This is a genomic window from Brachybacterium sp. GCM10030268, assembly GCF_042666305.1.
GTDB lineage: Bacteria > Actinomycetota > Actinomycetes > Actinomycetales > Dermabacteraceae > Brachybacterium.
The window spans coordinates 85,229-104,125 of sequence record NZ_JBHTCW010000001.1 but is presented as its reverse complement, the minus strand read 5'-3'; the positions used below and the strand labels follow the sequence as shown (position 1 = coordinate 104,125).

Annotated in this window: 17 protein-coding genes; 8 read left to right on the top strand and 9 right to left on the bottom strand. The window is 71.1% G+C overall.

Annotation, left to right across the window (positions count from 1 at the left end; all coding sequences use genetic code 11):
* Positions 1-12: 12 nt before the first annotated feature.
* From ACFQRD_RS00485 to ACFQRD_RS00465, 5 genes are all read right to left on the bottom strand, one after another.
* Complete coding sequence (locus ACFQRD_RS00485; RefSeq protein WP_377019155.1) at positions 13-777, bottom strand: TVP38/TMEM64 family protein; 765 nt, start codon at positions 775-777, stop codon at positions 13-15.
* Complete coding sequence (locus tag ACFQRD_RS00480; protein ID WP_377019156.1) at positions 774-2,099, bottom strand: glycosyltransferase; 1,326 nt, start codon at positions 2,097-2,099, stop codon at positions 774-776. Before ACFQRD_RS00480 ends, ACFQRD_RS00485 begins: the two co-directional genes overlap by 4 nt.
* Positions 2,100-2,291: 192 nt before the next feature.
* A complete protein-coding gene (locus ACFQRD_RS00475; RefSeq protein WP_377019158.1) occupies positions 2,292-2,774 on the bottom strand; it encodes a YbhB/YbcL family Raf kinase inhibitor-like protein in 483 nt (160 codons plus the stop codon).
* Positions 2,775-2,892: 118 nt separating this feature from the next.
* A complete protein-coding gene (locus ACFQRD_RS00470; protein ID WP_377019159.1) occupies positions 2,893-4,167 on the bottom strand; it encodes a carboxylate--amine ligase in 1,275 nt (424 codons plus the stop codon).
* Between the two features lie 22 nt (positions 4,168-4,189).
* Positions 4,190-5,446, bottom strand: coding sequence for a carboxylate--amine ligase (locus tag ACFQRD_RS00465; RefSeq protein ID WP_377019160.1), 1,257 nt, complete (start codon positions 5,444-5,446; stop codon positions 4,190-4,192).
* A gap of 125 nt (positions 5,447-5,571) precedes the next feature.
* On the opposite strand from ACFQRD_RS00465, the gene trpS reads away from it, so the two are divergent.
* The gene (gene trpS, locus ACFQRD_RS00460; RefSeq protein WP_377019161.1) at positions 5,572-6,648 is read left to right on the top strand and encodes a tryptophan--tRNA ligase; all 1,077 of its coding nucleotides are present in this window, start codon (positions 5,572-5,574) and stop codon (positions 6,646-6,648) included.
* A 30-nt stretch (positions 6,649-6,678) separates the two neighbouring features.
* Here trpS and ACFQRD_RS00455 read toward each other — a convergent pair whose 3' ends face one another.
* The gene (locus ACFQRD_RS00455) at positions 6,679-7,155 is read right to left on the bottom strand and encodes an SRPBCC family protein (protein WP_377803249.1); all 477 of its coding nucleotides are present in this window, start codon (positions 7,153-7,155) and stop codon (positions 6,679-6,681) included.
* A gap of 188 nt (positions 7,156-7,343) precedes the next feature.
* Here ACFQRD_RS00455 and cysK point away from each other — a divergent pair, with 188 nt between their 5' ends.
* Positions 7,344-8,273, top strand: a complete 930-nt coding sequence (gene cysK / locus ACFQRD_RS00450) for a cysteine synthase A (protein ID WP_377019163.1) — start codon at positions 7,344-7,346, stop codon at positions 8,271-8,273.
* A gap of 37 nt (positions 8,274-8,310) precedes the next feature.
* Positions 8,311-8,871, top strand: a complete 561-nt coding sequence (gene epsC, locus ACFQRD_RS00445) for a serine O-acetyltransferase EpsC (protein ID WP_377019271.1) — start codon at positions 8,311-8,313, stop codon at positions 8,869-8,871.
* A gap of 64 nt (positions 8,872-8,935) precedes the next feature.
* Here the strand turns inward: epsC and ACFQRD_RS00440 are convergent, their stop codons facing one another.
* Together ACFQRD_RS00440 and ACFQRD_RS00435 are read right to left on the bottom strand one after the other, a co-directional pair.
* Positions 8,936-9,715 (bottom strand): NAD-dependent deacetylase, encoded by a 780-nt coding sequence (locus tag ACFQRD_RS00440; protein WP_377019165.1) that lies wholly within the window; start codon positions 9,713-9,715, stop codon positions 8,936-8,938.
* Entirely contained in the window at positions 9,712-10,551 is an 840-nt protein-coding gene (locus tag ACFQRD_RS00435; protein ID WP_377019166.1) for an aldo/keto reductase, read from the bottom strand. Before ACFQRD_RS00435 ends, ACFQRD_RS00440 begins: the two co-directional genes overlap by 4 nt.
* Before the next feature lie 138 nt (positions 10,552-10,689).
* Here ACFQRD_RS00435 and ACFQRD_RS00430 point away from each other — a divergent pair, with 138 nt between their 5' ends.
* Positions 10,690-11,937 (top strand): arginine deiminase, encoded by a 1,248-nt coding sequence (locus ACFQRD_RS00430; RefSeq protein WP_377019167.1) that lies wholly within the window; start codon positions 10,690-10,692, stop codon positions 11,935-11,937.
* A gap of 27 nt (positions 11,938-11,964) precedes the next feature.
* Here ACFQRD_RS00430 and ACFQRD_RS00425 read toward each other — a convergent pair whose 3' ends face one another.
* Positions 11,965-12,537, bottom strand: a complete 573-nt coding sequence (locus tag ACFQRD_RS00425; protein ID WP_377019169.1) for a GNAT family N-acetyltransferase — start codon at positions 12,535-12,537, stop codon at positions 11,965-11,967.
* A 265-nt stretch (positions 12,538-12,802) separates the two neighbouring features.
* Between ACFQRD_RS00425 and gcvT the strand changes: the two genes are divergently transcribed.
* The 4 genes from gcvT to ACFQRD_RS00405 all read left to right on the top strand — a co-directional run bounded on the left by gcvT (position 12,803) and on the right by ACFQRD_RS00405 (position 18,855).
* Positions 12,803-13,936, top strand: a complete 1,134-nt coding sequence (gcvT, locus tag ACFQRD_RS00420; RefSeq protein WP_377019170.1) for a glycine cleavage system aminomethyltransferase GcvT — start codon at positions 12,803-12,805, stop codon at positions 13,934-13,936.
* A gap of 65 nt (positions 13,937-14,001) precedes the next feature.
* Positions 14,002-14,373, top strand: a complete 372-nt coding sequence (gene gcvH, locus ACFQRD_RS00415) for a glycine cleavage system protein GcvH (protein WP_377019171.1) — start codon at positions 14,002-14,004, stop codon at positions 14,371-14,373.
* Positions 14,374-14,471: 98 nt separating this feature from the next.
* On the top strand, positions 14,472-17,537 hold the full coding sequence (gene gcvPB / locus ACFQRD_RS00410; RefSeq protein WP_377803248.1) for an aminomethyl-transferring glycine dehydrogenase subunit GcvPB: 3,066 nt from the start codon (positions 14,472-14,474) through the stop codon (positions 17,535-17,537).
* Between the two features lie 100 nt (positions 17,538-17,637).
* Positions 17,638-18,855, top strand: coding sequence for a cobalamin-independent methionine synthase II family protein (locus ACFQRD_RS00405; RefSeq protein ID WP_377019174.1), 1,218 nt, complete (start codon positions 17,638-17,640; stop codon positions 18,853-18,855).
* Positions 18,856-18,897: the final 42 nt, after the last annotated feature.

Genomic DNA, 18,897 nt, shown 5'->3' with positions numbered 1-18,897 from the left:
ACTCTCCTCCGTTCACCAGGGCAGGACGCGGAGCAGGATGGCGCTGGCGCCGAGCCCGTACGCGATCAGGGCCCACGGCTTGCACAGCAGGATGATCGCCGCGTAGGTGCGCCACCGCATCCGGGTGGTCCCGGCGATGTAGCACAGCAGATCGTCCGGCGCGATCGGCAGCGCGATCGCGAGGCCGAAGGCGCGGGTGAAGTGGGCGTTGCGCGTCCAGCCCAGGAATTTCTCGACCGTCCGCGGGCGGAAGATCCGTTCGATGAGCGCGAGGCCGACGTGCCGGGCGATCAGGAAGTTCAGGAGCGACCCGGTGCACACGGCGATGTAGTTCAGCAGGGTGCCTTCGACGGGACCGAACAGGACCGGGCCGGCGATGACCAGGAGGCCACCGGGCACGATCGGGAACACCACCGAGGCGGCGGAGACGATCAGGAAGGCGACCGGTCCCCAGGCTCCGAGGGAGTCGATGAAGCTCTGGAGGTTCGCCAGTGACTGCAGCACGCCCGTCTGCAGGCCCCACCAGATCAAGCCGATGCTGAGCCCGAGTCCCAGCAGCGGGGAGAGGCGGGCGGCGATCCGCACGGGGTCCCGACGGGCCGGGGCGGCGGGGCCGGTTCCGAACCCTCCGAGCGCTCCGAGCTCCCCGTGGTCCCCGATGCGCGGTGGCGCGACGGTCCCGGGCTCCCCGGCGAGCTCCAGCGTCGAGCGCTCGGCGCGCGAGATCCCGCCGGGGACGGCCACGGCGGTCGGTGCGGACTGGATCGCGGTGCTCATGCCACGGCCGCCATCCGGGTGATGACGCGCGGGGAGTGACGCAGCAGCGTCTGCTGGTACACCTCGAGCACGGAGCGGCCGAACCGGCGGGCCCCGAAGGTGGCCGCGGCGTGCTCGACCGCGGCCGCAGCCATCTCGCGGCGCGTGCGCGGGTCATCCAGCAGTGCCGAGAGGTGCTGGGTGAACTCCGCCGCGGTCTCGTACTGGTGGCCGGTGCGGCCGTCGAGGACCACGCTGGCCAGCGACGGGTCCCGGTGGCACAGGAGCGGCAGGCCGCTGGCGAGGGCTTCGATGAAGGTCAGGCCCTGGGTCTCGCTCAGGGAGGCGCTGACGAACACGTCGCCGACGCGGTACCAGCGCTGGACCTCGGCGGGCTCGACCACGCCCGTGAACACGACGCGATCGGCGATGCCCAGCTGCCGCGCGCGCTCCTCGAGCTCCTCGCGATAGGGGCCCTCGCCCACCAGCACCAGGACCACGTCGCTGCGATCGGCGGCCGCGACCATGTCCAGGACCTCGTCGAGGTTCTTCTCCTTGGCCAGGCGGCACACCGAGACCAGCACCTTGTGGTCCGCGCCGATGCCCAGCCGCGAGCGCAGGGCGGCGGTGTCGGCCCGCTCGGCCTCGGAGGCGGCCGGCCGGAAACGCTCCAGATCCAGCCCCGTGGGGACGACGTGGACCGGCCGGCGCACCCCGTACCCGCTCAGCAGCGCGGCGACCTTGGCGGTGGGGACGACGACGGCGTCGGTGCCCGAGAGCACGCGCCGCGAGAAGGTCGCGACCACCTTGCGGCCGACGGTGCGGCTGGGGGAGTAATAGTGCGTGTAGTCCTCGTAGATGGTGTGGTACGTGTGGATCAGCGGCACCGAGAGGGTGCGGGCGATCCGGCGGGCCCACACATGGGTGGAGAACTCGCAGTGGGAATGGATCACATCCGGCCGCCAGCGCAGGATGTCCCGCAGAACTCGACGGCTGGCCGGCATGCCGATCCGCGCCCGGTCGTAGAACATGGCCGCGGAGACCGAGCCGATGCGGTAGACGCCGGGTTCGCTGCGGGTGCGGATCCCCTGGGAGAGGGTGAGGACGCGGACGTCGCAGCCCAGCGCGATCAGTTCCCGGCGCAGAGTGGCGACGGAGGCGACGACGCCGTTGACGACCGGCTCCCACCAGTCGGTGGTCAGCAGCACCCGCAGCGGTCGCTGCTCGCCGCCGGTGCGTTCACCGCCGGCACGCTCCCCGCCGCGGCGCTCGCCCCCGGTCCGCTCGGCGGCGGTCCGGGCGGTGGCCGCCCGGTCGGCGGGGCGCATCTGGATCACGTTCACCCCTCGACCTTCGCACTCGGAGGCGTCTCCGTCGTCCGTCGAGCGGATGAACGGGGTCAGAATCCGGTCTGATATCTGCCTCGTCCACTCACCGTGGGATGTCCTCGACCTCATGGTTCGAGCCTACGGGCGGCGATCTTCGACCACGACGGGGCACGCCCGAGCCGTCGCGGAGTGTTTCCCCCTGGTGCGTCAGTTCGTAACCTGGTAATGCGCGGTGAGCGAGGTGGAGGCCAGCTGCTGGCTGAAGATCGCGAACCGGGCCCCGATGTGCGGGCCGTCGGGGTCCGCACCCAGCGTCTCGACCGGCAGGGCGTGGACCGTGAAGGTGTAGCGGTGCGGCGGTCCGGCCGGCGGCTCGGGGCCGTCGTACCCGCGGTTGCCGAAGTCGTTGACGCCCTGCTGCAGGGAGGGCTCCTCGCGGGGGACGCCGAGGGGCAGCGAGGTCGTGGTGGCAGGGATGTCCCACGCGATCCAGTGCCAGAAGCCGGAACCGGTGGGGGCGTCCGGGTCGAACAGCGTCACCGCGAACGAGCGGGTGCCCTCAGGGGCGCCCGACCAAGTCAGGTCCGGAGAGAGGTTCTGCCCGCCGAGGTTCTCCACCAGCTGCTGGGGAGCCACCTCGGTGCCGTCCGGGGTCGCGTTCGAGGTCACGGTGAAGGTGTTCTCGCTCATGCCTGCCAGCGTAAGCAGGTGCGGGCGCGCTGTCGACCGGCCGGCGGCCCGGCCTACCGCTCGGCCGACCGCTCAGGCGACCGCTCTGCCCGCGCCGCCGTCGGTGGGGGCGTCCGGCTCAGAATCCGTCGGCCGACGGTCGCGGGTAGTGCTGGAGGAACTTCTTGACCTGGTTCGCCTGGGCGGCGAGGACGTAGGCGCGGCGCCGCGGTCCCTCCGGGCCGTAGGACAGCGGGTGGACGGTGCAGCGCCGACCGATCTCCCGCACCCGCGCGCGCAGGTCCGGATCGATGATGTACCGGCGCAGCAGCATCCAGGGCACGATCGAGTAGAGGATCTCCTGCTGCGGGACCATCCGCTCCGCCTCGCGGTCCTCGACCAGATCGGCGACGACGGGCACGGCGACATTCGCGCCGGCCGCGGTCATGTAGTAGTTGTTGCGACCGATGCGGGGATTGACCTCGAAGAACTTGGCGATGCCATCGCGCGGATCGATCTTGACATCGAAGTTCGCATAGCCGCGGTAGCCGGTGTGCTCGAGGAAGCGCACGGACTGCTCGAGCACGTCGGGCAGGTCGGTGGTGTACATCGCCGCCGGGTTCCCCTGGGCGATGGGTGTGTGCTCCTCCAGCAGCACCTGCGCCCCGCCCAGCAGCGTCACCTTCCCGCGGGTGTCGACGTACGCGGTCACCGACAGCATGGACGTGTCATCGCCCGGGATCATCTCCTGGACCACGAAGCGGTCGGTGTACCCGGCGGCGCTGAGCCGGCCGACCAGGTCGAGCAGCTGGGCGCGGTCGTGGAACTCGAAGACCTTGCGCTTGCCCGGGAAGGAGACCGCGTTGTACGCCGAGGAGCGGGAGGCCTTGGCGACCACGGGCCAGCCGAGATCGAGCTCGGGCACCTCCGGGGTGGAGCCGCCGGCGAAATCGAGCACGACGGTGCGCGGCGTGGGCACCCCGATCTGCTCGCAGACCTCGCTGAATGCCGCCTTGTCGGCCACCGTGGCCAGCACGTCGTCAGCGAGCAGGGGGAGATGGAAGTACTGGCTCAGGCGGTCGCGGTGGGCGGCCAGCAGCGAGACCAGGAAGTCGGCATTGGCCAGCAGGATCGGGCGGTGCCCGGCCGGCCCGGAGGCCTTGCCGGACCCGACCTCGAGCAGGGCCCGGATCAGCTCGTCCTCGCTCGCGGACATCCCGACCTCGACGGTCTCCAGGATGGAGGAATCCGCGACGGGGCCCACGACCCTGCGGGTCACCACGGTGGCCCGGATCCCGTACTCCTCGTGGAAGGCGCGGGCCAGCGCGTAGATGCCGATGTCACCGCCCAGCAGCACCAGGTCGATCCCGGGCGAGGGATCGACGGCGAAGGGGCGGGCGGGGGTGTCGGGCATCGGGGCGGGGTCCTTCCCAGGATCAGAATCCGGTGTCGGTGGGCCGCGGGTACACGGCGCGGAACTTGCGCACGAAGTTCAGGCCCGAGAGCACGGAGTAGGCGCGCATCCACAGACCTTCAGGACCGTACCGGAAGGGGTTGCGCAGGGAGGTGCGCGCCACGCGGCGGATCCGGTCCCGCAGCGCGGGATCGCGCAGGTAGCGCAGCACCAGGCGCACCGGCAGGATCGAGTACACAACGGTGTCGGTGACCACGACCTGCTCGAGGTCCCGGCCGTGGACGCGATCCTCGACGACGTGCCGGGCCACGGATTCCCCGGCTGCGGTGACGTAGTAGTTGTTGCGGCCGATGCGCGGGTTGATCTCGAAGAAGCACTCGCGGCCGGTGCGCGGGTCGACCTTCACATCGAAGTTCGCGAAGCCGACGTAGTCCACCGCGTCGAGGAACCTCTCCGCGGCGGCGGTCAGGGACGGGAAGTCGCCGGTGACCATGGCGGCGGGCCGGCCCAGGGCATCGGGGGTGTGCTCGCCCAGCAGCACCTGGGCGGCGCAGAGCAGGGTGACCTTGCCGCGGCTGGAGCGGTAGGCGGTGATCGAGCGCTGGGCGGTGTCATCGCCCTCGATGAGCTCCTGGAACAGGAATCTCCCGGTGAAGCCCGACTCGCGCAGCCGCCGCACGAGATCCTGCTGCTGCTCGGCGGATTCGAGGAAGAAGACCTTCCGCTTCCCGGGGAACTGCACGTGGTGGTACTCGGCAGTATTGGCGGCCTTGCCGACCACCGGGTAGGCCCACGGCAGCTCATCGGTGCCGTTCCAGTCGCTCTCGCCTGCCCGCGCGAAATCGACGATCACCGTGGGCACAGTGCCGATGCCGAGCCGCTCACAGATCTCGGCGAACTCCGCCTTGTCGGCCAGACGCGCGAGCAGATCGGCGTCGACCTGCGCCAGGAGGTAGTGCTCCTCGAGGTCGGCGCGGAAGCGGTCGATGAAGTCGATCAGGGAGTCCGCGTTGGTCAGCAGCAGCGCCGGGCGCCCCGGAGCGCGCCGGGAGGCGAGCTCGAGCAGAGCATCGCGCATGTCCTCATCGCTCGCCTCGGCTCCGAGCACCTCGAGGTCGGTGGTCACGGTGTGCTCGTTCATCGCCACCGGGATGCGCACCACGGTGGTGCAGCGCATCCCGTACTGCTGATGGAAGGCGATGGTCAGGTTCAAGGAGTTCAGACCGGCCCCGAGGACGACGACGTCGAACCCGGGATCGGCCGGGGCAGTGGCGGGCATGCGGAAGATCTTATCCGCGAGCGGCACGTGCAAGAATGCGCAAGCTCCTGCAGAGCGGCGGGGCGCGGCGCAGCGGCAACCCGCGGGGCCACGGCGGATCCGAACGGGGCCGCTAGCATGGAGCGGTGACCGCACCGACCTCCTCCCGCACCAGCTACGACTCCTCCCGCCAGCGCAGTGACGAGATCTGGAAGCAGATCGAGAGCGACCCCTCGGGGCTGCGCATGCTGACGGGGGACCGCCCCACCGGCGCCCTGCACATCGGCCACTACTTCGGGTCGCTGCGTAACCGGGTGCGCCTGCAGGAGGCCGGGATCGAGACCTGGGTGCTGGTCGCCGACTACCAGGTGATCACCGACCGCGATGTCGTCGGTGACATCCGCGGCTCGGTGCGCGAGCTGCTGACCGACTACCTCGCCGTCGGCCTGGACCCCGAGAAGTCCACCTTCTTCGCGCACTCGGCCGTGCCGGCGCTGAACCAGCTGATGCTGCCGTTCCTCTCGCTGGTCACCCAGCCGGAGCTGGAGCGCAATCCCACCGTCAAGGCCGAGCTCGCCGCGGCCGGGAAGTCCGCGATGGGCGGGCTGCTGCTGACCTACCCGGTCCATCAGGCCGCGGACATCCTCTTCTGCCACGGCAACGTGGTCCCGGTGGGCAAGGATCAGCTGCCCCACATCGAGCAGACCCGTGTCATCGCCCGGCGCTTCAACGAGCGCTACGCGGACGGAGAGCAGGTCTTCACCGAGCCCGACGCGCTGCTGTCGGACGCCCCCACCATCCTGGGCCTCGACGGTGCGGCCAAGATGAGCAAGTCGCTGGGCAACACCGTGATGCTGCGGATGAGCCCGGACGAGACCCTGAAGAAGATCAAGAAGGCCAAGACGGACTCCGAGCGACGGATCACCTATGACCCCGAGGGGCGCCCCGAGGTCGCCAACCTGCTCACGATCGCCTCGGAGGCCACCGGGCGCACGCCCGAGGAGATCGCCTCCGAGGTCGGCGACGCCGGCTCCGGCACCCTGAAGATGCTGGCCGCCGAGGCGCTGAACGAGCACCTCGCCCCGATCCGCGCACGCCGGGCCGAGATCGAACAGGACCCGGAGTACCTGTTCGGGGTGCTGCGCGCCGGCGACGAACGCGCGAACGAGGTCGCCGAGCAGACCCTGGCGCGCGTGCGCGAGGTCATGGGCATGGTGTACTGACCGGTTCCTCGCCGGGCGCGCCGCCGCGTCTCAGCGCTCCGTGGCCGGCGACTGGCCTCGCAGGATCGCGGCGATGCGCTCGAGGGTGGCGGGCATGCCGGCACGGGCTGCCTTCCGGCGGATCTCGATCTGCCTCGCGGCATCCTCGCCGTGCCGCTCGGCGAAGACCTTCTCGGCGCGCTCGCCGAACCGGGTGTACTGGATCAGCTCGGTGCCGCCGTCCTGTGGCTGCATGCGGTAGCCCCAGATCACCTCCGCCGGGCCCACGGACCACGCGAACTCCCGGCCGGGTTCGTCGATGACGACCGTGGAGACGGTCTGCCATGTCCGCTCCGGCGTGCGGTTACGACCGGTGAACGTCGCGCCCACGCCCCGGGCCTCGGAGTTCCATTCGGCCTTCTCGGTCTGGACGCTCCATTCGCCGGTGCGCGTGATGTCGCTGAGCAGTGCGTAGACCTCCTCCGGGGTGGCGGGCACGCAGAGGGAAGCGTCGAGCTCGTACGTCATGGCGCGAGCCTATGCGCTCAGCCGCGGGAGCTGTGCAGCCTGTGGACCCGCTCGAGGGGGTGACCCGAACCCGGGACTCCGCGGGTGCTGCCGAAGGACGGATCCGGCCACGGCCGTTCCGAGTTCCCGTTATGCTCGGGGAAAGTGCCCCTTTGGGGCTCCGGGAGATCCAGTCCACAGGAGGAAGCATGCCCGTCTACGAGAACGTCTCCGAACTCGTCGGCCGTACCCCGCTGGTCAAGCTCAATCGCCTCGGCGACGACGTCAAGGCCACCGTGCTCGCCAAGCTCGAGTTCTACAACCCCGCCAACTCCGTCAAGGACCGCATCGGCGTCGCCATGATCGATGCCGCCGAGGAGTCCGGCCAACTGCAGCCCGGCGGCACCATCGTCGAGGCCACCAGCGGCAACACGGGCATCGCCCTGGCCATGATCGGCAGCTCGCGCGGCTACAAGGTCATCCTCACGATGCCGGAGTCGATGTCCAACGAGCGCCGCATGCTGCTGCGCGCCTACGGCGCCGAGCTGATCCTCACCGAGGCCGCCAAGGGCATGAAGGGCGCGGTCGAGAAGGCCGAGCAGGTCGCCGAGGAGACCGGTGCCGTCCAGGTCAAGCAGTTCGACAACCCGGCCAACGTCGAGATCCACCGCCGCACCACGGCCGAGGAGATCTGGGACGACACCGAGGGCTCGGTGGACGCGGTCGTCGCCGGCATCGGCACCGGCGGCACGATCAGCGGCGTCGGTCAGGTGCTCAAGGAGCGCAAGAGCGAGGTCACGATGATCGCGGTCGAGCCCGAGGAGTCCGCAATCCTCAACGGCGGCCAGCCCGGCCCGCACAAGATCCAGGGCATCGGCGCGAACTTCGTGCCCAGCATCCTGGACCGCGAGATCTACGACGAGGTGCTCGACATCGACGCGGAGACCGCGATGGAGCGCGCCCGCGCCACCGCCCGTTCGGAAGGCCTGCTGGTCGGGATCTCCTCCGGCGCCGCGATCGAGGCGGCCGTGCGCGTCGGCTCCCGCGACGAGTACGCCGGCAAGACCATCGTCGTGATCGTGCCCTCCTTCGGCGAGCGGTACCTCTCCACGCCGCTGTTCTCCCAGTACGCGGACTGATCCCTTGGCTCTCGTCCGCGGCCTGGTCGGTCGCGCCATGGGTGCCGTCGCGACGGTCCGCGAGGACCTCGCGGCGGCACGCCGGCGCGATCCCGCCGCCACCGATGACCTCTCCCTGCTGCTGACGTCGCCGGGACTGCATGCGATCTGGACCTACCGCCTCGCCCATCAGATGTGGGAGCGCGGGGCGACGCTGTCGGCGCGGATCATCGCCCAGGGCGCCCGGTCGATCACCGGCGTGGAGATCCACCCGGGTGCCACCATCGGCCGGCGCTTCTTCATCGATCACGGCATGGGTGTCGTGATCGGCGAGACCGCCGAGGTCGGGGACGACGTCATGCTGTACCACGGCGTCACCCTCGGCGGCCGTTCCATGGAACCCGTCAAACGCCACCCCACCGTCGAGGACGGAGTCACCATCGGCGCCGGGGCGCGGGTGATCGGCCCTGTCGTGCTCGGACAGGGATCCCAGATCGGTGCCAACGCCGTGGTGGTCAAGGACGTGCCGGCGCTGGCCACCGCGGTGGGTGTGCCCGCGCAGGTGCGCACCGGTGCCGCCCACCCCCAGGAGCAGGTCGACCCGGCGATCTGGATCTGAGTCGACCCGACGAGACACCGACACGCTCCCGGCGCTCGGCCGTTCATCGCCCGGCGGGCCCGCCTCAGAAGGGGCGGAGGAACGAGGTCCCGCCGACGCCGTTGACCTCGCGCTCCCACTCGGGCAGCACCTCGTGGGCGTCCTCGGCGATGACATGATCGAAGGCGGCCCTCAGCGCAGGGTCCTGCGGCGGATCGACGTCGATCAGCACCGTCGTGGCCCCGTGCGACCGGGCGGTGGGTGCCAGCTGCGCCGCCGGGAACACGACACCGCTGGTGCCGACGGCGACGAAGAGGTCCGCCCGCTGGGCAAGCCGCGTCGCGAGGTCGAGGGGGCCCTGCGGCAGCATCTCGTCGAACAGCACCACGTCCGGCCGCGTCGGCGACCCGCACAGGGGGCAGCGGGCGGGGACCCCGTGGTCCTCGGGGCGCTCGCCGTCGCCGGGTTCGACCCGGCCGCGCCACGGGCATCCCGACCCCATGCAGGTGGCATGCAGCGCGCTGCCGTGCAGCTCGGCGACGACCTCGCTGCCGGCGGCCTGGTGCAGCCCGTCGATGTTCTGCGTGATCACGGGAGCACCGAGACGTGCGATCGCGCGGTGCCCGGGCGTGGGCCCGTGCTCGAGCGCGATCCGGCCCATCCTGCCCCAGACCTTCCACAGCAGCGGCAGCGACCGGGGCAGCTGGTCGGCGTGCATCGCCTGCTCCGTCTCCGGCTCCAGCGCCCACAGGCCGTCCGGTCCGCGGAACGTGCCCAGGCCGGTGCGGGCGCTGAGGCCCGACCCGGTCAGGAAGACGATCTCGCGGTGCTCACCGCCGGGTGAGAACCGGTCCTCCCGGCTCACCACTCCTCGTGCTCGCGGGAGTCCCAGGCTTCCTCCTCGCCCAGGTCCAACGTCGCCAGGAGCTCGCGATCCTCGTCGTCGAGGGTGATCTGGTCGAGGGTGGCGTTGGTGAGCTGGCGCTGCGGGTCGCTGGACTTCGGGATCACCACGATGTCCTGGTCCACGGCCCAGCGCAGCGAGACCTGGGAGGTGGTCACGCCGTGCTTGTCGGCCACCTTGCGCAGGGCGAACTGCGCGCCCAGCCCGTCGCGGCCGCCCAGCGGTCCCCAGGCCTCGGTGACGATGCCGTGCTCGCGATGGAAGGCGACCGCCTCGCGGCGCTGGAGCGCGGGGGAGAGCTGGATCTGGTTGACCTCGGGCCATACGCCGGTGGCGTCGACCAGCTCCTGCAGCTGCTCGGGGCGGAAGTTCGAGACGCCGATGTGCAGCGCCCTGCCCTCCTCCTTGAGATCGATCAGCGTGCGCCAGGTCTCCAGGGCGAGCCCGCGGGAGGGGTTCGGCCAGTGGATCAGCACCAGGGCGGCGCGCTCGAGCCCCAGGCGCCGCAGCGACTCCAGATACCCGGTGCGGGCCGCCTCGCGCCCCTGGTCGCCGCCGGCGATCTTCGTCGTCACCAGCACCTCGTCGGCATCGACGCCGCTGCGCCGCACGGCTTCGCCCACCGCGGCCTCGTTGCCGTACTGGGCGGCGGTGTCCAGCAGCCGGTACCCGGCGCGGATCGCCGCGGCGATGGACTCGCAGCCGTCGGCGCCCCGCAGGCCGGCGGTACCGAAGCCGACCAGCGGGAAGGGCGAGCCGTCGGCGAGGGTCGTGGTCGGGATGGACAGCGTGGTCATGGGGGCCTCCTGCGGGAACGACGTGCGGACACCGCCAGCGTATCGATCCGCGCCCGGCACGTCTCGGGGTGTTTACTGGCGTCCCCGTCCCCGTCCCCGTCCCCGTCCCCGTCCCTGCCCTCGCCCTCAGGAGAACCCATGGACGCTGCGTCCCGACAGACCCGAGAGCACGACCAGGCCGGAGTGCACGACGAGATCTCGCCGCTGCGGCGGGTGATCCTGCACGAGCCCGGCGCCGAGCTCGAACGGCTGACCCCGGACACTCGCGAGCGGTTCCTGTTCGACGAGGTGCTGTGGCGCGATCGCGCCCGCAGCCAGCACCGTGAGTTCTCCGCCCTGCTGCGCCGCGAGGGCGTCGAGGTCCTCGAGCTGAGCGAACTGCTGACGGACCTGCTCGAGGTGCCTGAGGTCCGCAGCGACCTGCTGCACCGGGCGCTGGATCCGACGGTGCTGGGAGACATCGCCGTCCAGGACCTGACCGAGGCGCTCGGCGAGATGCCGTCGGCCGCTCTGGGGGAGGTGCTGATCGCCGGGATCACCGTCGCCGAGCTGCGCGGACTCGGTGTCACTCCCCGGTCCATCGCCCTGCAACGGATGGGGGAGGAGCACCTGGTGCTCGATCCGCTGCCCAACCATCTGTTCACGCGCGACTCCTCGGCGTGGATCGGGGACGTGGCCGCGGTCAGCCCGATGCGGAGGTCGGCACGGCGCCGCGAGAGCCTGCACCTGGAGGCGATCTATCGGCACCATCCGCGCTTCGCCGGGGCATCCGGCCCGCGACGCGTCGTCGGCAGCGGCGGCGCAGGTGCAGCCACCGTCGAGGGCGGGGACGTGATGATGCTGTCCCCGCGGGTGGTCGCGCTCGGACTCTCGGAGCGCACCAGCGCCGTCGGCGTCGAACGGCTCGCGGGCGACCTGCTCGAGGACGGCACCGTGGACCGCGTGATCGCCATCGCCCTGCCGCACCGGCGCTCGATGATGCACCTGGACACGGTCACCACCGTTGTCGACCACGACTCGATGCTGCGCCACGGGCCGCTGGGGCCGTTGGAGACGTTCGAGATCGAGCGGCCCGGTGACCGTCTGATCTCGCGCTCGCGTGCCGCCGACGAGATGGATTCCGTGCTCGCCCGCGGGCTCGGCGTGGACGCACTGCGAGTGCTCAGCGCGCCGCTGGACCCGTACACCGCTGCACGCGAGCAGTGGGACGACGGGTGCAACGTGCTCGCCCTCGCCCCGGGGCGAGTGGTGGCCTACGAGAGAGCGGCGGCGACCAACGACTACCTCCGCGCCCAGGGCATCGAAGTGCTCGAGTTCGCCGGCGACGAGCTGGGTCGCGGTCGCGGCGGTCCGCGGTGCATGAGCTGCCCGGTCGCCCGCGGTTGACCTCCCCCGGGCGCCACCGAGAACCGCTCAGCGCCGTGTGGGCGGCGGAGGATCGGACTCCGACTGGATCATCAGCGTCTGCTCCGGCAGCGGATCCTCCAGCGAGCGTTCGAGCAGCAGCTGCTGGGTGCCGAACTCCTCGAGCCCCTTGCGGACGGTGAAGCCGAGCTTGCGCAGCAGGGCCACGCTGCGCTTGTTGCGGGTCTGGCTGACGGCGATGACGTGGTCGTCCTCGAGCTCGTCGCGGGCCCAGGCCAGCAGCGCCACGCAGGATTCCGCGGCATAGCCCCGTCCCGTCCACTCGGGCAGCAGCGCGTAGGAGAGCTCCAGCTCGCCCCGGTCGTAGTCCAGCGTGATGGACCCGATCATGGTGTCGTCCTCCGCCCGGGCCAGCACCCAGCGTCCCCAGGTCAGCCCCAGCGGGGAGAGCTCGAGCGCCTGCCGGGAGGCGTAGTCCAGGGCTCCGCCCAGGTATTCCCGGGTGACGGGATCGGTCATCAGGCGGATCATGGCGTCGCGGTCGCCATCACCGGGCGGCCGGATCACCAGACGCTGGCTGCGGATCCGTATCGGCCACTCGGTCGTGCCTTCCTTTGTCACGGCCTCCACGGTACAAGCTGGTCCCCGGGCGCTCGGCACCTTCGGGTCGCTCGGCCTCGCGGTGACCGGCCGACGGTGCGGACTGCGTGGTCACAGCCGCATGACGCCGGACCGAGCGGCCGCGTCGCGCCCTGCCGGGCGGTAGGGTGAGGCCTGCGGCGGCCGGATCATCGCACCGGGGCAGGCCGCCGGCGCGCCCGGTCCGTGCCGCGAGATGGACGGGCGGCGCTCGCTCCGTGGCGAGCACAGAACGAGAAGGAGCACCATGGTTGAGCAGGCCCTGCGCAGCACCGCGCTGGAGGCGATCCACGAGTCCCTCGGCGCGACCTTCACGGACTTCGCCGGCTGGCGGATGCCCGTGCGCTACGGCTCCGACCTGGCCGAGCACGCCGCAGTCCGCGAGCGTGCCGGACTGTTCGACCTCAGCCACATGGGCGAGATCCACGTCCAGGGCCCCCAGGCCGGGCAGGCCCTCGACAACGCCCTGGCAGGCAAGCTGTCCGCCATCTCCGTGGGACGAGCGAAGTACTCGCTGCTGCTGACCGAGGAGGGCGGCGTCATCGACGACGTCATCACCTATCGCCTCGCCGAGGAGCACTACCTCGTCGTCGCCAACGCGGCCAACGCGGAGATCGACGCCCAGGAGATCACCGCCCGCGCCGAGGGATTCGACGCCCGCGTCGAGGACGCCTCGGACCGCACCGCCCTGATCGCGGTCCAGGGCCCCCGCAGCCAGGAGATCCTGCTGCGCGTCCTCGCCGGCGCCGAGACGGGCATCGAGGGCATCGCCGCCGAAGACCTCACGGAGATGAAGTACTACCGCGTCGCCCAGGGCACCTACCGCGGCCGGCAGCTGCTGGTGGCCCGCACGGGATACACCGGGGAGGACGGCTTCGAGCTGTACGTCCCGGCCGATCTCGCCGCCCCACTGTGGGAGCAGCTCACCGTCGCCGGAGGCGAGGATCTCACGCCGTGCGGACTCGCCTGCCGCGACACCCTGCGTCTCGAGGCCGGGATGCCGCTGTACGGCCACGAGCTGGGCCGCGACCTGCATCCCGCCCAGTCCGGCATGGGCCGCGTGGTCGCGCTGTCGACCAAGGACGACTTCGTCGGCCGGGCGGGCGTGGAGAACACCGACGTCTCGTCCCGTCCTGTCCTGGTGGGGCTGGTCGCCGAGGGTCGCCGCGCCGCCCGCGCCGGCTCCAGCGTCCGCACCGCCGACGGAGTCGAGGTCGGTTCCGTGACCTCCGGAGCCCTCTCGCCGACTCTCGGCCACCCGATCGCCATGGCGCTCGTACGGCCGGACCTCACCGAGGCCGGCACCGAGCTCGTCGTCGACGTCCGCGGCAAGCCCCTCCCGGTCCGCGTCGTCGAGCTGCCCTTCTACTCCCGCCGCTGATCCGCCCCACCGCTGACCCCAGCACCCCCATCCGCCCGAGCCCCGCCCCAGGAAGGACCATCGCCATGACCGAGGAGATCCGCTACAGCAAGGACCACGAATGGGTCCGCGTCGAGTCCGACGGCATCGCCGTCATCGGCGTGACGGACTACGCCGCCGAGCAGCTGGGCGACGTCGTCTACGTCGACCTGCCCGAAGCGGGCACCGAACTCTCCGCCGGATCCGAGATGGGCGAGATCGAGTCCACGAAGTCCGTCTCGGACCTGCTCTCCCCGCTCGACGGCACCGTCACCGAGATCAACCAGGACGTCGTCGACTCCCCGGAGCTGGTCAACTCCTCTCCGTTCGACCAGGGATGGCTGCTGCGCGCGCGCTTCGAGTCGCTGCCGGAGGATCTGCTCAGCGCGGAGGACTACAAGGCCTTCACACAGTCCTGATAAGGCGCGGCGGCCCCGCTCCGAGCCCGGCCGGTCCCGCGCACATCGCCTGACGACGCACCACTCCCACGACGCGACACCCCAGGGGCACCCACCTCATGACCGCTTCGCCCGTCCACGACCACGAGTCCTTCGTCCGCCGTCACGTCGGCACCGACCCCGCGGCCCAGCGCCACATGCTCGAGACCCTGGGCTACGAGAGCCTGGACGAGATGCTCACCGCTGCGGTGCCCGGGACCATCCTTCTGGCCGGAGACGGTGCGGAGACCGGATCGGCGGTGCCCGAGGGCATCAGCGAGACGGCGGCGCTGGCCGAGCTGCGCGCACTCGCCGATCGCAACACCGTGCGCCGCTCGTTGATCGGCCTTGGGTACCACGGCACCCACACCCCGGCCGTCATCCAGCGCAACGTGCTGGAGAACCCGGCCTGGTACACCGCCTACACGCCGTACCAGCCGGAGATCTCGCAGGGACGGCTCGAGGCGCTGCTGACGTTCCAGACCATGATCTGCGATCTCACCGGGATGGAGGTCTCCAACGCCTCCACGCTGGACGAAGCCACCTCCGCCGCCGAGGCGCTGATGCTGGCCCGCCGCACCGCCAAGCGCAACGGCAACGTGTTCCTCGTCGACGCCGACACCCTTCCCGCCACGAAGGAGGTGCTGCGCGGGCGCGCCGACGGGCTCGGCATCGAGCTGCGCGAGGTCGACTTCGCCGCCGGCGACATGCCCGACGGCGAGCCGGCCGACGGCGAGTACTTCGGGGCGCTCATCCAGTACCCGGGCGCCTCCGGCCGGGTGTGGGATCCGCGCGAGACGATCGCCGCGATCAAGGAGACCAAGGCCGTCGCCGTCGTCGCGGCCGATCTGCTGGCGCTGACCCAGCTGGCCTCCCCGGGCACCCTGGGCGCGGACGTCACCATCGGCACCACCCAGCGCTTCGGCATCCCGCTCGGCTTCGGCGGGCCCCACGCCGGGTTCGTCGCCGTGCGCAAGGGACTCGAGCGCCAGCTGCCCGGCCGGCTGGTGGGCGTCTCCGTCGACGCCGAGGGCAACCCCGCCTATCGGCTCTCCCTGCAGACCCGTGAACAGCACATCCGGCGCGAGAAGGCGACCAGCTCGATCACCACCGCCCAGGTGCTGCTGGCCGTGATGGCCGCTATGTACGCCGTGTACCACGGGCCCGACGGCCTCGCCCGCATCGGTCGCCGCGTCGCGGCGCGCACCGCAGCGCTGGCCGACCACCTCGTGCGCAGCGGTTTCGAGCTCGAGAACGACTCGTTCTTCGACACCCTCGAGGTGCGCGCCACGGGCCTCGCCCACGACATCGCCGCCTCGATGGCCGAGGCCGGGTTCCTGCTCCGCCCCCTCGGCGACGACGTCGTCCACCTGTCCCTGGACGAGACCGTCACGCCGGCCGACCTGGAGGCGATCGCCGCCGCCTTCGCGCCCTATGCCCCGACCCCGGGGCAGGAGCTGCGCGACGTCACGGCGCTCGGGAGGGACGACGATGAGCTCGACGCCGACGCCGACGCCGACGCCGACGCGGACGCCGACGCCGACGCCGACGCGGGCAGCGAGGCTGCGACCGGTGCCGGCCCCGGCGCACGGCAGCGGTGGGGCGCCCTGGCCCGCCAGGACCGATTCCTGCAGCACCCCGTCTTCTCCTCGTTCCACTCCGAGACCGCGATGATGCGCTACCTCCGCCGCCTCGCGGACAAGGACTTCGCGCTGGACCGGGGCATGATCCCGCTGGGCTCGTGCACCATGAAGCTCAACGCCGCCACCGAGATGGCCGGGGTCACCTGGGCCCGGTTCAACGCCCTCCACCCCTTCGCGCCCCGCGAGGACGTCGAGGGCTACCTCGACCTGATCGAGCAGCTGGAGACCTGGCTGGCGGATCTGACCGGGTACGACACCGTCTCCCTCCAGCCCAACGCCGGGTCCCAGGGCGAGTTTGCCGGACTCCTGGCCATCCGCGCGTACCACGCCTCCCGGGGGGAGAGCGGCCGCGAGGTGTGCCTGGTCCCCAGCTCCGCGCACGGCACCAACGCGGCCTCCGCGGTCAATGCCGGACTGCGGGTGGTCGTGGTCGGCTCCGACGATCGCGGCAACATCGACCTCGAGGACCTGAAGCAGAAGCTCAAGGACCACGGGGACGAACTCGCGGCCATCATGATCACCTACCCCTCCACGCACGGCGTGTACGAGGAGGAGGTGCGCACCGTCTGCCAGCTCGTCCACGACGCCGGGGGACAGGTCTACGTCGACGGTGCCAACCTCAATGCCCTGCTGCAGGTCGCCAGGCCCGGGGAGTTCGGCGGCGACGTCTCCCATCTGAACCTGCACAAGACGTTCTGCATCCCCCATGGCGGCGGCGGCCCGGGAGTGGGCCCGCTGGCGGCGAAGTCGCACCTGGCTCCGTTCCTGCCCGGCCACCCCGCCATCCAGGAGGAGAAGCACCCGGTCGCCGGGCGGGACGCGCAGGTCCACGCGGGGCCCCCGGTCTCCCAGGCGCCCTACGGCTCCCCCTCGATCCTGCCGATCTCATGGACCTACATCCGTCTCATGGGTCCCGAGGGGCTGCGCCACGCGACTGCCGCGGCCGTGCTGGCGGCCAACTACATGGCCCGTCGCCTCTCGGAGGCCTACGAGATCCTCTACACCGGGGAGAACGGCCTGGTCGCCCACGAGTGCATCGTCGACCTGCGGCCCCTGACCGCGCGCACCGGGATCACCGTCGACGACGTCGCCAAGCGGCTCATCGACTACGGGTTCCATGCCCCGACCATGTCGTTCCCCGTCGCCGGCACGTTCATGATCGAGCCCACCGAATCCGAGGATCTCGCGGAGATCGATCGCTTCGTCGACGCGATGCTGATGATCGCCGAGGAGGCCGACGAGGTCGCCTCCGGCAGCTGGCCGGCGGATGACAACCCGCTGGTGGGCGCCCCGCACACGGCGGCCTCCATCGCGACGGGGGAGTGGAGCCACCCGTACTCGCGGGAGGTGGCCGTCTACCCCGGCAGCCGGTCCGCTCCGGAGGATCTCTCGGTCCACGACAGCGCCCAGATGCGGATCCAGTCGAAGTACTGGCCGCCGGTGCGACGCATCGACCAGGCCCACGGGGATCGCAACCTGGTCCCGACCTGGCCCCGCGACTGACCTGGCCGCGCGACGGACCGTCGGCCTCGGAGCGCGTCGATATGAACCGCTGTGACGGCCCGGTTTCCTGCCGCGATCGAGGGCCCATAACCTCGATGCCATGACAGAGATCCTCACCACCACCGCCGGTTCACTGCCACGCACTCCGGAACTGCTCGCGGCCAACGCCGCCCGACGCTTCGACGCCGACGGTCTGACGCCCCTGCCCTCGGCGGAGTTCGATGCCGCGCTCGCGGCCGCCGTCGACTCCGTCGTCACCCGCCAGCAGGAGATCGGGATCACCCTTCCCGGTGACGGCGAGTACGGCAAGGCGATGACCACGACCTTCAACTACGGCGCGTGGTGGAGCTACATCTTCCACCGCACCGCCGGCCTGGAGATCGTCGAGGAGGACACGTTCGTCTCCCAGCCGCCGACCGCGGAGAACGCCGACGGTCTCACGCTGACCTCGTTCGGCAACCGCCGGGACCGCCAGCGCTTCCCGGACGTGTACGCGAGCGACGCCGAGGTGAACAAGGCGACCCCCAAGGAGGGCGCGCTGACCTTCCCCGTCGCCTCCGGCGAGCTGGCCTACACCGGCCACGAGCAGATCGCCTCCGACGTCTCCAACTTCTCCCGCGCGCTGAAGGCCCAGGGCATCGAGCGGGGCTTTCTGACCTCGCTCTCCCCGGGCTCCGGCGCCCGCATCCAGGATCGCCACTACGGGTCCGAGGACGCCTTCCTCGAGGCATGGGCCGACGCCCTGCACGAGGAGTACAAGGCCATCACCGACGCCGGGCTGATCGTGCAGGTGGACGACCCCTCCATCGCCGAGAACTTCGATCAGATCGACCCCGAGCCGAGCATCGAGGACTACCTGCGCTTCACCGGCAAGCGCGTCGAGGCGCTCAACCACGCCCTCGAGGGGCTGCCCACGGAGCAGCTGCGCTTCCATCTGTGCTGGGGCTCCTGGCACGGCCCCCACACCACGGACATCGAGTTCAAGCATCTGGTCAAGCTCATGCTGGACATCGACGTCACGTACTACTCGTTCGAGGGCGCCAACGCCCGCCACGAGCACGAGTACGTGGTCTGGGACGACGTGACGCTGCCGGAGGACAAGATCATCGTGCCCGGAGTGGTCACCCACTCCACCAACGTGGTCGAGCATCCCGAGCTGGTCGCCCAGCGCATCCAGCGCTACGCGAAGCGCGTCGGCCCCGAGCGCGTCATCGCCTCGACCGACTGCGGCCTGGGCGGGCGCATCCACCCCGACATCGCGTGGGCCAAGCTCGAGTCGCTGGCCGAGGGAGCACGGATCGCCTCGCAGCGCGCCTGATCGCTCCCGGCGACGAAAAAGTTCACCTGGGCGTCGACGACA

Excerpts from the sequence above, each read along its gene's own strand:
- gcvH (WP_377019171.1), top strand. The coding sequence starts at position 14,002 with ATGACCGAGGAGATCCGCTACAGCAAGGACCACGAATGGGTCCGCGTC.
- ACFQRD_RS00485 (WP_377019155.1), bottom strand. The coding sequence starts at position 777 with ATGAGCACCGCGATCCAGTCCGCACCGACCGCCGTGGCCGTCCCCGGC.
- gcvPB (WP_377803248.1), top strand. The coding sequence starts at position 14,472 with ATGACCGCTTCGCCCGTCCACGACCACGAGTCCTTCGTCCGCCGTCAC.
- gcvT (WP_377019170.1), top strand. The coding sequence starts at position 12,803 with ATGGTTGAGCAGGCCCTGCGCAGCACCGCGCTGGAGGCGATCCACGAG.
- ACFQRD_RS00435 (WP_377019166.1), bottom strand. The coding sequence starts at position 10,551 with ATGACCACGCTGTCCATCCCGACCACGACCCTCGCCGACGGCTCGCCC.
- epsC (WP_377019271.1), top strand. The coding sequence starts at position 8,311 with ATGGGTGCCGTCGCGACGGTCCGCGAGGACCTCGCGGCGGCACGCCGG.
- cysK (WP_377019163.1), top strand. The coding sequence starts at position 7,344 with ATGCCCGTCTACGAGAACGTCTCCGAACTCGTCGGCCGTACCCCGCTG.
- ACFQRD_RS00475 (WP_377019158.1), bottom strand. The coding sequence starts at position 2,774 with ATGAGCGAGAACACCTTCACCGTGACCTCGAACGCGACCCCGGACGGC.
- ACFQRD_RS00465 (WP_377019160.1), bottom strand. The coding sequence starts at position 5,446 with ATGCCCGCCACTGCCCCGGCCGATCCCGGGTTCGACGTCGTCGTCCTC.
- ACFQRD_RS00430 (WP_377019167.1), top strand. The coding sequence starts at position 10,690 with ATGGACGCTGCGTCCCGACAGACCCGAGAGCACGACCAGGCCGGAGTG.
- ACFQRD_RS00405 (WP_377019174.1), top strand. The coding sequence starts at position 17,638 with ATGACAGAGATCCTCACCACCACCGCCGGTTCACTGCCACGCACTCCG.
- ACFQRD_RS00455 (WP_377803249.1), bottom strand. The coding sequence starts at position 7,155 with ATGACGTACGAGCTCGACGCTTCCCTCTGCGTGCCCGCCACCCCGGAG.
- ACFQRD_RS00470 (WP_377019159.1), bottom strand. The coding sequence starts at position 4,167 with ATGCCCGACACCCCCGCCCGCCCCTTCGCCGTCGATCCCTCGCCCGGG.